The 13,828-nt window shown below is 72.6% G+C and carries 8 protein-coding genes; all 8 read left to right on the top strand.

Translation table 11 applies throughout. From position 1 onward, the window contains the following. Position 1 precedes the first annotated feature (1 nt). Genes J2X20_RS22985 through J2X20_RS23020 form a run of 8 tightly spaced genes read left to right on the top strand, consistent with a single transcriptional unit; the run spans position 2 to position 13,819 of the window. Complete coding sequence (locus tag J2X20_RS22985) at positions 2-2,551, top strand: phage tail protein (protein WP_310270116.1); 2,550 nt, start codon at positions 2-4, stop codon at positions 2,549-2,551. Positions 2,552-2,571: 20 nt separating this feature from the next. Then, on the top strand, positions 2,572-2,883 hold the full coding sequence (locus J2X20_RS22990; RefSeq protein WP_310270118.1) for a hypothetical protein: 312 nt from the start codon (positions 2,572-2,574) through the stop codon (positions 2,881-2,883). Then, positions 2,880-3,107 carry a hypothetical protein gene (locus J2X20_RS22995; RefSeq protein WP_310270121.1) on the top strand — a complete coding sequence of 76 codons (228 nt, stop codon included), beginning with the start codon at positions 2,880-2,882 and terminating at the stop codon, positions 3,105-3,107. The genes J2X20_RS22990 and J2X20_RS22995 overlap by 4 nt, the downstream gene beginning before the upstream one ends. Beyond that, on the top strand, positions 3,104-4,009 hold the full coding sequence (locus J2X20_RS23000; protein ID WP_310270124.1) for a hypothetical protein: 906 nt from the start codon (positions 3,104-3,106) through the stop codon (positions 4,007-4,009). Before J2X20_RS22995 ends, J2X20_RS23000 begins: the two co-directional genes overlap by 4 nt. A 13-nt stretch (positions 4,010-4,022) precedes the next feature. After that, positions 4,023-5,903 (top strand): hypothetical protein, encoded by a 1,881-nt coding sequence (locus tag J2X20_RS23005; protein WP_310270127.1) that lies wholly within the window; start codon positions 4,023-4,025, stop codon positions 5,901-5,903. Positions 5,904-5,917: 14 nt separating this feature from the next. Further along, entirely contained in the window at positions 5,918-10,552 is a 4,635-nt protein-coding gene (locus tag J2X20_RS23010; protein ID WP_310270129.1) for a hypothetical protein, read from the top strand. Between the two features lie 7 nt (positions 10,553-10,559). Next, positions 10,560-11,867 carry a hypothetical protein gene (locus J2X20_RS23015; RefSeq protein WP_310270132.1) on the top strand — a complete coding sequence of 436 codons (1,308 nt, stop codon included), beginning with the start codon at positions 10,560-10,562 and terminating at the stop codon, positions 11,865-11,867. Further along, the gene (locus tag J2X20_RS23020; RefSeq protein ID WP_310270134.1) at positions 11,864-13,819 is read left to right on the top strand and encodes an ATP-binding protein; all 1,956 of its coding nucleotides are present in this window, start codon (positions 11,864-11,866) and stop codon (positions 13,817-13,819) included. Before J2X20_RS23015 ends, J2X20_RS23020 begins: the two co-directional genes overlap by 4 nt. Positions 13,820-13,828: the final 9 nt, after the last annotated feature.

A 13,828-nucleotide genomic window follows, 5' to 3' on the forward strand; every position in this document is an offset into this window, starting at 1 on the left:
CATGGACGCCAACTCGCAACGCTTCTGGCTCTGGTCGCGACCGGCGGACTGGGTCGTGGGAGACGGTTGCGCCATCGCTCCGCGCGATGCCGCGCACGGCGGCGTGGAGGAAGTGCTGTCCCTGGCTTCGGAACTCGGCGTCCCGCCCCTGATCGATGGCGCTTCGCGCCTGGCGCGTGCCGAGACCGAGATGGCCATGCTGCCGCTGCTGCGCGACCGCTTCGGCAGCTACGCCCGCTGGGACCCACGGCCCACGCCCGAGGGCCCGGGCGGCTCGCTGATGGGCTTCGGCGCCTTCCCCGGCGAGGTGCCGCGCTACGCCACCTCGGCCCCCGGCGCGCCGACGGCCATGGCCCTGGATGCCGATGACCGCATCGTCTTCGCCTTTGCCGATCGCGTGGAACTCTTTGACCTGCGCGACCGCCATGAGCCGGTGCGCCTGGAACTGCCGCCGCTGTTCACGCCGCAAGCCGTCGCCTGCGATGCCCAGGGCGGGCGCTGGCTGCTGGATCGCGGCAACCGCCGCCTGGCCGTGCTGGCCGGCACGCCCTTCCCCGAGCGTGGCGACGTGGTGCGCGACGCCGGCAGCTTCCGCCCACAGCCCGAGAACGCCGACGACGCGCGACTCGAGTTGCTGCCCGAGTCCCTGCTCGACCCCACCCTGCGTCCCGTGGCCCTGGCAGCCAGCCCGCAGGGACGGCTTGCGGTGATCTCATGGGGACCGGACGGCGAGTTGCACCTGACCGTCGTCGACGGCGCCGCCCGCAAGGCCACCGTCCTCGAAGGCGCTGAATACGCCCACGCCATCGCCTGGCTGGACGAGTCCGACATCGCTTTGCGCGTTTCCGACCTGGCCGAAGCCCTGGTCTACGCGGCCGATGCGCCCGGACCGCAAAACCCGCTGGGCCGCCGCTACCCCAGCGCCGATGCGGCCCCCGGCGGCTTTGTGGCCTCGCAGGACTGGCCGCCGCATCTGCCGCGGGTGCGTCCCCAGGACGTACCCGACGCGGCCGAAATCGCCGTCTTCAGCCGTGCCCTCGTGCCCCTGTCCTGGCGCGGCTTCGCGGCCAGCGGCACGGCGCAAGGCCGCACCTTGGACACGCAGTCCCTCGACCTGATCTGGCATCGCGTCTATGTCGAAGCCGTCATCCCGCCCGGCTGCGGCATGTTGGTGGAGCTGCGGGCCACGGACGAAGAGACCTTCAGCGGCGCCTGGTGGCCGCACTGGTTTGGCGATGCGAGCGCCCTGCAGACCGAACTATCCGCCGGCACACCCCGCGCCGCCTGGCTGGCCTGTCCCAGCGAGTTGCCCCATCACGCCAGCCTGCTCGGCTGCGCGCCGCAGGCGAATCGCGTCGGCCTGTTCGGCGCCCTGGTGCAGCGCGCCGGCATGCAGTTGCGCGAGCTGCGCGGCCGCCGCCTGCAATTGCGCGTCAGCCTGTTCGGCAACGGTCGCGCCACGCCTCAGATCGCCGCCGTGCGCGTCTGGGGCGACCGCTTCTCCTATCTGCGCCGCTACCTGCCCGAGCTGTATCGCGACGATCCCGTCTTCGACCGCAGCGCCGGCGGCGATGCGACGCGGCACGACTTCCTCGAGCGCTTCATCGGCCTGTTCGAAAGCCTGCTGACGCCGCTGGAGGACCAGGTCGCCGATGCCCGCGTGCTGACCTCACCGAACAGCACACCGCCCGACGCACTGGACTGGCTGGCCCGCTGGACCGGCGAACGCTTCCCATCCCGCCTGCCCACGGCGCACAAGCGCGCCTGGCTGGCCAACGCGCCGCTGCTGCGCCGCCTGCGCGGCACCCGTGGCGGCCTGGCCCTGGCCCTGGACATCGCCACCGACGGCGCCGTCAGCCTCGGCCGCATCATCGTGCTGGAGGACTTCCGGCTGCGCCGCACGCTGGCCACGCTGCTGGGCATCGACCTGGAGCGCAGCGACGACCCGCTGCTGCCCGGCCTCGTCATCTCCGGCAACTCCTTTGTCGGCGACACGCTGACGCTGGGCGATGCCGACGACGCCCAGGCGCGTGCCGAGTTCCTGGCCCTGTTCGGCGAGGAGATCGATTCGGAGGCCGAGCGCCAGACCGTGGCCAGCGTCTACGAGCGCACCGCCCACCGCGCCACCATCCTCGTGCACGAGGGGCTGGACGAAGACTTGATCGCCATGGTGCGCAATCTCGCCGAAGAGATCGCGCCCGCCCATGTCCTCGTCAAGGTGATGGCCGCCCGCGAGCCCTTCATGGTCGGCATCGCGGCCCTCGTCGGCGTGGACAGCTGGCTGCGTGCGCCGGTGCCGCTGGAAGTGGCGCGTGTCGACCAGAGCGGCATCGGCCGCGGCGATCGCATCACTGGCGGCGGGGCGCTGGACTGGCGGCTGGACGACAGCAGCGGCCTGGTCGCCTTCGACGGCGCGCCGCGCGCCCACCTGGACGCGGCGCCCATCGGCAGCCCGGGCGGCCATCTGCTGCTCGACGGCCGCCGCTCCGAACCCCCGCCCGATGGCGTGATCGCGCGCTGGCGTTTCACGCGACTTCCCGACCCCGAGTAACCCTTGCAAGGAGCGCCACCATGGCCAAGTTCGAGATCAACGTCCCCTTCGAAACCGACCAGCCGACCGTCGTCGTCGAGGTCGATCCGCGCAGCCCGCTGGCCCGCGGCCGGCACAAGTTCCAGCTCGAGGTCATCGACGACTCGGGCAATGTGTCACTGCCCGACACCGTCGACGTCATCGTGGCCGACCGCGAGCGCCCGACGGCCGTCATCGCCGGCCCCCAGGTCGCCGACCTCGGCAAGAACTTCGAGCTCAACGGCTCCAAGTCCTTCGACATCGGCGGCGTCATCAAGACCTACCGCTACACCTATCTCGGCCCGGTGCGGTGAGACCCACCATGGCCGTGCTGCCGGTCGGCAAGACGCTGGAGCAGGAGAAGCCGGTGCTGCTGGTCGAGAACAAGCTCGCCGCCGGCAAGCACCGCTTCACCCTCGTCGTCGTCAACGACAAGGGTGTGGAGAGCGAGCCGGTATCGCTGGACGTGAGCGTGGGCCCGGGCCTGATCGTGCCGCGCCGTCCGGTAACGCCGATTGATAGAGGACTGATCCCATGAACGCCCTTGATGAAGTCGATGCCCTGGAAGCGGCCGACCGGCCGGATCGCCCCTTCTACGACACCGGCGTGCTGCTGGGCAGCGACGACTTCCGCGACGAGCAGACCTATCACCGCTCCCGCCTGGCCCGCGCCCTGGCCTATCTGGCCGGTGCCGGCACGCTGATCGGGCTGAAGGCCGCGGCCGTCGCCAACGAGGCCGCTACCGAGCATGAGCTCAAGGTCGGTGCGGGCCTGGCCATCGACCGCCTGGGCCGTTTGATCGAAGTGCCACGCTCCTGGTGCGTGCGCCTGGAGCCCTGGTTCCTGGCGCAGCCTGCCGACGCGCTGCGGGCCGCCCATGGCGCCCAGGGCGTGGTGGCCGACCTCTTCCTGCGCTTCACGCCCCAGGCCCGCGGCCGCACGCCGAGCTTCGCCCAGGGCGCCTTCGACGCCACCGACGCCCTGGTGCCCAACCGCGTGCGCGATGCCTTCCGCTTCGAGCTCGTGCTGCGGCCGGATGCAAAAGACGCGCCGGCCACCGACTTCCTGCCCCGCTCGCGCTTCCAGGCCGTGCGCGCTCTCGACCCGGCGGACCGGCCCGATGCCTTGCGTGACGCACTGCTCGACGGCTGGAACGACGCGACCAATGACCATGCCCGCGATCTGGCCCGCCCCGACGGCGAGGCCCTGCCGCCCTTGCCCGAACACGGCGCGGCGGCCGACGGCTCGGCATCCTTGGCCGACCCGACCTCGCTCTTCCTCGCGCGGCTGCTGATCCCCACCCTCGAGGCGCCGGCGGCCGTCCCGCCCGGCACCCGTCCCACGGCCGACTTCACGGCCCTGGATGCCAGCCGCATCGACAACACCAGCCGCCGCTTCGCCTACCCGGCCGACGCACTCGCGGCGGTGTTCGGCATCTGAACCGGAGACCCTCATGGCCATCCAGAAAGCCCCCCAGGTCTCGTTCGGCGCCGCCAGCGGCACCCAGCGCAGCGTCGTCAGCGTGGACACCGCCCGCGCCTTGCGCGAGGCCAATCTGATGGTCGAGGAATCGCACCGCGTGCGACCACGCTGGTTCGACGGCAAATTCCTCGCCGCGCGCGACCTGACGCGCGAGCAGGCCTATTTCCTGGCCCGCCAGGCCGGCTTCGCGCGGGCTCTCGGCCCGGGTGTGGTGGAAGGGCTGGAGGTCTCGCAGGGCAGCGTGGCCACCGAGCTGCAGGTCAGCCCGGGCTTCGGCTACACGACGGCGGGCGAGCTGGTCGCCCTGACCGGCCCGGTGCGCGTGTCCCTGGCCCAGCTCTTCCAATTGCAGACCCTGGCCCAGCAACTCAGCGCCAGGAAGAAGCTGCTCGCGCCGCCGCTGCGCAACCGCACCGGCATCTTCGTGCTGGGACTGCGCGCGCTGGAGTTCAGCGCCAATCCGGTCTCCAGCTACCCCACGGGTCTCGATGCCGAGCGCACCGTGGAGCCCGGCGACATCGTCGAGGCCAGCGCGCTGACCCTGCACTATGTGGCCGACGCCCCAGGTGACCGCGTCGACGCGCTGCGCGGCGAGTTGGCGCGCGAGATCTTCGTGCAGCAGGCCGGCCCCAGCCTGCCGGCCGAGACCCTGGCCCTGGCCCTGGTGGCGCTGACGGGCGACACCGTGCGCTGGATCGACGTCCACCTGGCCCGCCGCACCGCTGGCCAGTCGCATGCCGACGTGCTGGGCTTCGGCTTCGCGCCGCGCCTGCTGCGCGAAGCCCATCTGGCCCAGTACCAGGCGCACCTGGATGACGTCATGAAGCGGCCCCTGGGCGCCCGCCCCAGCGCGGCCCAGTTCTTTTCGTCCCTGCCGGCCGCCGGGCCTCTGCCCGCCGCAGCGGTCAACACGGCCGACTTCAGCCAGAGCTGGCTGCCCGCCGGCATCGCCGCCGAGCTGACCCTGGTGCCGCAGGACGAGATCGCCATGCTGGTGGAGGAGTCGCTGACCCTGCCGCCCATCGACCTGCAGCTGGCCGCCGAGGCCCAGGCCTCGACCTTCGTCAGCATCCTCGTTCCCGTGCCCCGCGAAGCCCTGGCGCAGCGCGCCCGCGAGCTGCAGCAGCGGCTCACGCGGGCCCTGGTCGTGCCGGCCACGCGCTTGTCCGTCAAGCGTTCGCCCATCGAGTCCCTGCGCCTGCTCGAGAACACGCGCCTGGTGAAGACCGGCCTGTTCCCGCCCGCGCCGCCCACCGACCCGGTCGACACGGCCTGGGCCAGCCTGGTGAATGCCCAGACCACGCTCTGGTATGCGCGGCGGCGCAATGTGGCGCTGCGGCCCGAGGTGGAAGGCGTGGCCGTGGCCGTCATCAACGAAGGCTCCAACCCCGACCTCATCATCCGCGAGCGCTTCAAGGCCTTGGGTGAAACGGAGCGCGTGGACAAGCTGCTCGCCCGCTCCGACTCGCTGGCGCGGGCCGAGGCGGTCAAGCTGCTGTCCGCGACCAAGTTCTCAGAACCGCTGATGGCCCACGCCGCCCTGGCCCAGCTTGAGGCGCACAAGACCCTGGACGAGACCGCCGTCGCCGAGGTCGCCACGGCACTGAACAAGCCGGGCGTGGCCGACGGCCTGGCCAAGCTGTCCGCCCAGCGCCCCGACCTGCTGAAGGACAAGGAGGCCCTGCACAAGCTGGCCGGCAGCGAGCACCTGCTGGACATGGGCCGCACGCTGTCGCGCAGCAGCGGCCAGGAGGCCCAGCGCCTGGCGGCCGACATCAAGGTGCCGGCGCGCGGCAAGGCCAATCTCGACAAGGTGCTGGCGGCGCGCTTCATGCCCGCCAAGCCGCGCTGAACCGGAGCAATCAAATGGCCAGCGATCGCAGCACCCCCGCCCTGGACGGCTCGCGCATCGTCGCGCTGAAGGTGACGCCGCCGGCCGGCACCGCCCGCGGCCAGCACCTGGCCCTGGACCCCGGCGAGGTGGCCGTGGCCGTGCAGCCCCGCCTGTCCAGCCGCACCGCGCCCGATGGCGAACGGCGCATGAATGCCTTCGCCGGCCGCGCCCTGACCGCGCCGTTGCTGGAGGCCGAGCAGAACCAGCGCGCCCGCCGCATCGCGCTGCTGAACCGGGCCTTGAGTGCCGGCGTCGTCGAGGGCCTGGGCCTGGCCTTCGATGACGACGCCATCGTGGCCATTGACACTGCCTCTGCACCACTGCCCGAGGGCGGGCTGGAGCTCGACAGCGTGCGCCGCATCACCATCGAGCCCGGCATGGCGCTGAGCGCTGGCGGCGAGGAGGTCGTCGTCCCCGCGGCCTTCTCCTTCGACCTGCTGGACCTGCCCGTCGTCGCGCCGCCCTGGCTGCTGTCCAACGCTGACCCGGCGCCCGCCCTGCCGGCCGAGGCCGATGGCAGCGTGCTGTTCGCCCGCGCCACCGGCCGCAGCCTGCGCACCCTGCTCGCCGCGGGTCGGCCGCTGCCCCAGGTCGGCATCGTCGTGCTGGAGCCCATCGAGCACCGCGTCGTCGAAGGCGCCGACCCCTTCGACCAATGCGAGCGCGACCTGGACGCCGAAGCCTTCGAGGACCAGGTGCGCCAGGACGCCGCCCGGCCCGTCTTCTATGCCTGGCCCGACGAATGGCTGCCCCTGCCCGCGCCGGGCAACAGCTGGCGCAATGCCCTGGCCCATGCCGTCTTCGCCCGCGAGGCCCAGCTGGGCAACAGCCAGAGCATGCCCTGGCAGGCCAGCGGCGTGCCCCTGGCCCTGGTCGCCGTCAACACGGCCTGGCAGCCGCTGTTCGCCGACCGTGCCGCCGTGGCCCGCCTGGGTGGCTGTCCGCGCGCCGAGGCCCATGCCAGGCTGGGCGCCGGCACCCGCTTCCTGTGGCAGGCCCGCATCGACCAGTTCACCGAACAGCTGACCGAAGCCGCCGCGGCCGGCGCCGACACCCAGGCCCTGGGCGAGCAGATGCTGACCCTGCCACCGGCCGGCCTGCTGCCGCGCGACGCCGTCAACGCCCGCGCCGCACGCCAGTCCTTCTTCCCCGCCACGCTCGATGTGGCCGCCTTGCCCCTGCCCATCGAGCAGCTGGATGCGGTGCTGGAAGCCGCGGCCGGCCTGTCGCCCATCGACCTCGCGGTGCGCGACAGCATCTGCGTCTATGTGCCGGTGCCGCAGACCCTGTTCGATCCCAAGCTGTTGCTGATCGAGGAGGTCGACGCCGACCACAAGATCGCCGATGCCATCGAGCGCTATGTGGACGACCGCGCCGACTGGCTGCGCCGCCGCCAGCGCCAGCGCCTGCAGCGCGAGGCCCTCAGCATCGCTGCCGAAGGGCCGGACAACACCGATGCCGTGCCCGACCCGGCGGACGACCCGCTGCGCGTCGAGGACGAGCGCCTGCTGCCACTGCTCCCCGCGCCCGCCGGCCTGCTGCACCGCTCGGCGAATGTGCGTGGCCTGCACCAGCATTTCCTGGATCACGCCACCGAGACGCTCGCCGTGGCCAAGGGCGATGTGCTGTTCGCCTGGGTGCAGCTGGACCGCGAGTTCCCGCCGCGCTCGCTGATGCTGCAGTGGCAGCTCGGTACGAGCTGGGAACACCGCGCCTACTGGGGCGAGAACCTGATCGGCTGGGGCGTGGACGGCACGCCCTCGCGGCTGCAGCAGTCCACCGACCAGCCGCCCAGGGTGCCCACGCCGGGCCGTTGGCATCGCCTCGAGATCCCCGCCGCCGCGCTGGCCCTGGAAGACACGGCCGTCGGCGGCGTGGCCTTCACCCTCTTCGACGGCCAGGCCCTGTTCGGCCCCGTGGGCGTGCTGCGCGACGGCGTCGAGACCGTCTGGCTGGATCAGAAGACGCTGGACTCCGGCACGCTGCGCGGCGAAGGCGAGTCCTGGGATTTCGTCGCCGCCGCCGATGCCGACACGGCCTTCGAGAACGCCTACGACACCCGTGCCGACGCCAACGGCGGGCGGGAGTCGACCGAGCTGGCCACGCTGCTGGCCGACCCGCTGATTGCCGGCCGCAAGCTCGCCCCCGTCACCGGCGACGACAGCAAGCTGACGCCCACCGAGGCCGACCCCGTCAAGCGCGGCTTCCAGACCCTGGCGGCCCTGATCCAGGCCAACGGCCTGCGCCAGACCGTGGCCGATCTGTCCAGCCGCAGCGACGAGGCCGACGACGCCGTCAACCTCGGCTATCTGCGTGTGCAGACCGACATGTACCGGCTGCGCCAGACCGTGTTGAAGACCTCCCAGGCCAGCCGCTTCGCGGTGTCGCCGGCATTGACCCAGATCGCCGACCTCGACAACGCCAGCGCCACGCGCGAGCAGCTTTCCGATTTCTATGGCACGGTCAAGAGCGCGACCCAGCTGACGCGCCCGGACGGCGCGACCGCGCCGCCGGTCTTCCCCATCCGCACCCGCACCGGCGGCATCGCGCCCGTCCCCATGCCGCGAGGCATGGCCCGCGCAGCGGCGGCGGAGGTCAACGCGGAACGTGCCGCGGCTCTGAACGTGAGCAGCAATGTGGGCCTGGGCAAGAGCGTCGGCGGCTTCATGACGCCGGCACCTTCGCCCATCCGCGTCATCGCCACGCCGGTGTCCGGCATCGGCTCCGTCATCGGCCCCATCGCGAGCTTCACGCCGCCAGCGGCACCGGCTGCCGCCGGCCTGGGCGCCATCGTCGGCAGCCAGCTCGCCTTCGACCCGCGCTTCAACCTGGGCGGTCTCGTGCCCCTCGCCCCGGTGGCAGCGCCGCCGCCGCCCAGCACCCAGGTCACGGATGCTTCCGCCCTGACCGGCAAGGCCGAGATCCGCACCACCTCCATCGCCTCGCGGCTGGAGCGCCCGCGGGCCATCGAGGCCAAGGACTTCACCGTCGCCACGCGCCTGGAAGTCATCAGCAAGCTCGCCTCCCTCGGCCTGGACCTGGACGAGCTGGAAGTGCCCGGCATCGCCGAGAAGCAGACCATCAACGGCACCCTCAAGGAGTTCGACCCCGGCGGCCAGCCGCTGCGCGCCGCGCCCATCAAGCTCAGCGCCCTGCGCCTGCGCTTCACCGACCTCAGCTTCGACCCCGACCCCGAAGACAAGGCCCGCGACGAGTCGGCCTATTTCCTCGGCGGCGTGGACCTGTCCGACCACACCATCGCCGTGCTGCGCGCCGCCGAAGGCATCGTGCGCAAATACCGTGACGCGCTGGACCGCTGCAAGAAGTCGCTGGCCGCCATCGACGCCAGCCTGGCCGGCCTGGCCTCGCGCCTGGCCCTGGTCGAGCGCGAGCTGGCCGAGTCGCGCCAGGACGTGGCCACCGCCCGCGCCCTGCTCGCCGAAGATCAGCAACGCGCCGCCGCGCTGAACGCCTCGCGCGACGCCGTCATCGCCGAGAACGTCAAATTCCTCGCCTTCGCGCGCGCCCGCATCGGCAGCCGCACCGTGGCCCTGCCCTCGCGCCTGCTCGACTCGGCCCTGGAACCCGAGGCCGTGCCCGCCTGCCTGGCCGAGCACGACGACCCGCCCGGCGACGTGGCCGCCATGATCGGCATCGTCAGACACGCCCCGGTCGACTGGTTCCCGGCCATGCGCGCTCATCTGAGCCTGCTCGACACCCATTTCGTCGCCGATCGCGTCCTCACCGCCCTGCCAGCCTCGGCCGCGGCCATCAACGCCACCAGCGTCAGCGCCCTGACCCTGCTCAATGGCCTGGCCGGCGGCGCCAGCCAGCAGATCGCCTTCAATGCCGTGCGCGCCCAGGCCGAGAGCGTGACCCTGGCCCGCAGCGAGGCCCTGCCCTTTGCGGGCGCGGCCCTGTCCTCGGCCTCGCTGGGGCTGGTGGGCAAGATCGACCTCATCGCCAGGAGCGCATCGCTGGCCGACCTGGCCGCCGCCAACGCGGAGCGCAATCTGCTGAACCGCCGCGTGACGGAAGAGCTGGCCCGCATTGCCCAGGTGGCCACCTGCCTGCATGCGCGCCTGTCCGAGGTGCGCGCCGGCATCCGCCTCGACTGGGCCGAGCGCTTCAGCCAGTTCGACAGCGTGGGTGACCTGGGCGATCTGTCGACCCTGCCCCATTTCGCCGAGCTGGATCGCGATGACCGCGAGGACATCCGCGACCTGGCTTCCTGGCTGCGCCGCCGCGTCGATGCCAACCAGCCACGCGCCGTGGCGCTGATGGCGGCCCTGGTGCGCGTCTGCGTGCTGGCCGCCAGCCACAGCCCCGCTGGGCAATTGCTGACCGGCCGGCTGGTGCGGCCCGTCCCCATCCACCCCGGCGTGCGTTTCGAGGTCCAGCCCTCGCTGCCCGACCGCCTGCGCGTCGGCATGAAGGTGCAGCTGATGGACCCGGTGCTGGATGCGGCGGCCGGCGTGAACCGCATCGCCGCCCATGCCGTCGTGGCCGACATCGTCGGCGGCATCGCCCATGTCAGCGTGACCCAGACCGTGCAGGCCGGCTTCACACCGAGTGCGCGGTCCACGGTGAACTTCCTGCTGGGTTGATGCAGCCATGGCCACGGCCGAAGTCACCGTCCAACGCCTGCGGCTGAGGTCGCGGGCAGCCGTGCCTGGCCTGGTGCCGAATGTGGAAGACGCACTGCGGGTGTCCAGCAAGCCGGTGGCGCTGCTGAACCGGCTGGTGCTGGTGCGGCGCCTGCGCTTGCGCACGGCGGCGGGAGCGAGCGCGCAGGCCCTGGCCCAGCAGCTGGAGCGGGCCTGGCAACAGCTGGCGGCGCTGGCCCAACCCATCGAACAGGCCAGCGACACGGCCGACGCGGTGTGGGCAACCAGCCTGGCCGTGGCACGCCAGGCGCTGCTGAGGCGATGGCTGCGCGGCGAGCCGACCGAGGCCTGGTTCTGGCGGCGCCTGCATGCGCCGCATGCGGACGGGGCATGGCCCGAGCGTGCCGTGGCGCTGCTGCTGGCCGTCGATGAAGAAGCCGCGCCGGCAGGCGTCATCGCTTCCCTGCGTCAACAGGCCCTGCAGGCGCGCGCACTGCTGGCGCTGATCGCCCAGCACCGGATGACGGCGCCATTCATCCAGGCCATCACCGAGACGCAGGCGCAGGCCGTGCTGGGCCGGATCCGGGCGCTGGACGAAGCGCCGCCCCTGGCCCATCGCCCGCTTCCCGCCGCGTCACCGGCCGCTCGCGCGGTGGCGCCATGGACACGGCTTTTCGAGCTCATGACGGCCCTGTCCTCTGCCGCTGAAGACTCGCCGGCCGAGCGCTTCCCGGCGTCTTCGTTGGAGATCACCGCCGGCCCAACGGAGAAAGCCCGGCTTGCCGCGGATGCCGATGCGCCGGCCTTGCCAGCGCCCCGCCCTCCCGCCATCGCGGCCATGGTCAAGCTCACCCCCAGGCCGCTCGCCGCATCACCGAGTCAGCTCCTCCTCGACCCAGGTCTCGCCAGCCGCTGGTCCGGCCTCTGGTTGCTCCTGCCCCTGCTGCTGCGCCATGGCCTGGACGACACCAACGACCCGTTGGCCGCCTGGGCCGGCGCGATGCGGTCTGCATGCCACCGCTTGCGCATTCCGGGCGACGACCCCATCCACAACGCACTCGCCGGCCTGGACCTGCCGACGACGCCGGACCCGCACTGGCTGCGCACCGCCCGCGTCGCCGCGGTCCAGGACGCGCGCCTGCCCCTGCTGCGCATCGCCCGTCGCCGCGGCGCGGCCTGGATCTCGCCGGAACGCATCGACATCGAGTTCCCGCCCGCATCGCTGGACCTGCGCATCCGCCGCGCCGGCTTCGACATCAATCCCGGCTTCGTCCCCTGGCTGGGCCGCATCGTGCACTTCCATTACCCGTCATGAACGCCGCCGACCTGCCGCCCCAACTGACGATGCGCCCGCGCGACTTCGGCCTGGCGGCCCTGGGCGCCTTGCTCATCCATCCGGGCGACCCGGCCGCGGCGCCCGAGGAACGTTTTCTGCGCGACGCTCTGGCCGCCGCCGGTGGGGCGGACTGGTGTCTGCACGCGCTGGCCAGCCTGGACAAGGACGCCGCCCTGGCCCGCGCCCGCCATGCCTTCGGCCTCAGCGCCATCGAAACCCTGGCCCTGGCCCTGGTCGCCTCGGTGGAGGACGACCCGCTGGTCTGCCGCGTCATCGCCTGGATGCAGTCGCCCCAACCCAGCCCACGGCCGACCCTGGCCCTGCTCGCCCGCGCCTTCGCGCCGCTGCTGGAAGGCTTCAGCGTTGCCGATCCGCAGCGCGGCGAGGCCGCCACTCTGCATGGCCTGGCTTATGGCCCCGCGACGCGCCACGGCCTGCTGCAAGCCGAGGAGCCCAACGCCTCGCGCCCGCTGTGCGAGACCACGCTGCGCGTGCCCGCCCCCATCGCCGCCGCCCTGGCCGGCGTGGCCTGCGACTGGCCCGGCGCGCCCGTGCCGGCGCTGTGGCCCGTGGCCGCCGTCCCCGCTCTGGATACGGCGCTCGCTGATTGGGCCCGCGACCTCGCCGCCATGCCGCGCTCCGGCCTCGTCATCCGCAGCGCCGCACCGCATGAAGCGCGTGGCCTAGCAGCCGATCTCGTCCGCCGTCTCGGCGCCGAGCCGGCCTGGTTTTCCAGCACCGAGGCCCTGCCGCCCGGCGCCGAGGCCTGGCTGGTGCTGACCGGCCGCGTGCCCGTCTTCGAGATCGACGGCGCACCCGGCGCCGTGATCACGCTGCCGGCCCTGGCTGTCTATGACGGCCCGGCCCTGGTCGTCACCGGCCTGGACGGCGGCGTGCGCCGCGATGGCCCCATGGCCGATTGGCGCGTGCCCCTGCCCGATGCCGCCACGCGCGCCGCGCTCTGGCACGAGGCCCTGGCCGACACGGCGCTCGCGGCGCAAGCCACCGAGCGCTACCGCGCCGGCTATGCCCAGATCAGCGACCACGCCCGCCTCGCCCGCCTGCTCGGCGCCGGCCGGGCCACGGCGGAGAGCCTGCATCGCGCCGCCCTGATGACACCCTCGGGCCGCGCCCTCGACGCGCTGGCCCAGCCGCTGAGCGAAGCCGTGCCCGACGCCGCCCTCATCGCCAGCCCGGCGTTGCGCGCCGAGCTCGAGCGCATCGTGCAGCGCTGCGCCCAGCGCGAGACCCTGCACGCCGGCCTGGGCGCCGCGGCCCGCACCCGCGCCAGCGACGGCGTGCGCATGCTGTTCACCGGCGGCTCCGGCACCGGCAAGTCCCTGGCCGGCCAATGGCTGGCGCACCGCCTGGGCCTGCCCATCTACCGCGTCGACCTGGCGGCCATGCTGAGCAAATGGATAGGCGACACCGAGAAGAACCTGGCCGAGCTGCTGGCCCGCGCCGAGCATGCCGACGCGGTGCTGCTCTTCGACGAGGCCGACACCCTGTTCGGCAAGCGCACCGAGGTGGCCAGTGCCAACGACCGCTTCGCCAATGCCCAGACCAACTACCTGCTGCAGCGCATCGAGACCCACAGCGGCATCGTCGTGCTGACCAGCAACAGCCGCGCCCGTTTCGACCCGGCCTTCGCACGGCGGCTGGACTTCATCATCGATTTCGTCGCACCCGACGCGACGGCGCGGCGCAGCCTCTGGCAGGCCCATCTCGGCGACGCCAGCGACTGCAGCGCCGCCGATCTGAACCGGCTGGCGGCCCTGGGCGACTTTGCCGGCGGCCATGTGCGCAATGCCGTGCTGGCCGCCGCCGCCCAGGCCCGCGCCCGCGGCGAGCGCATCGCCTATGCGGACATCGCCGACGGCCTGCGCGCCGAATACCGCAAGCTGGGGCGCAGCGCGCCCTCCGATCTGTAGCGACCGATC

It is taken from the genome of Roseateles saccharophilus (assembly GCF_031458095.1).
Taxonomy (GTDB): Bacteria; Pseudomonadota; Gammaproteobacteria; order Burkholderiales; family Burkholderiaceae_C; genus Pelomonas; species Pelomonas saccharophila_A.

What these genes read in the sequence shown, in the direction of transcription:
- J2X20_RS22985 (WP_310270116.1), top strand. Translation starts at nt 2, where the DNA reads ATGGACGCCAACTCGCAACGCTTCTGGCTCTGGTCGCGACCGGCGGAC.
- J2X20_RS22990 (WP_310270118.1), top strand. Translation starts at nt 2,572, where the DNA reads ATGGCCAAGTTCGAGATCAACGTCCCCTTCGAAACCGACCAGCCGACC.
- J2X20_RS23000 (WP_310270124.1), top strand. Translation starts at nt 3,104, where the DNA reads ATGAACGCCCTTGATGAAGTCGATGCCCTGGAAGCGGCCGACCGGCCG.
- J2X20_RS23005 (WP_310270127.1), top strand. Translation starts at nt 4,023, where the DNA reads ATGGCCATCCAGAAAGCCCCCCAGGTCTCGTTCGGCGCCGCCAGCGGC.
- J2X20_RS23010 (WP_310270129.1), top strand. Translation starts at nt 5,918, where the DNA reads ATGGCCAGCGATCGCAGCACCCCCGCCCTGGACGGCTCGCGCATCGTC.
- J2X20_RS23015 (WP_310270132.1), top strand. Translation starts at nt 10,560, where the DNA reads ATGGCCACGGCCGAAGTCACCGTCCAACGCCTGCGGCTGAGGTCGCGG.
- J2X20_RS23020 (WP_310270134.1), top strand. Translation starts at nt 11,864, where the DNA reads ATGAACGCCGCCGACCTGCCGCCCCAACTGACGATGCGCCCGCGCGAC.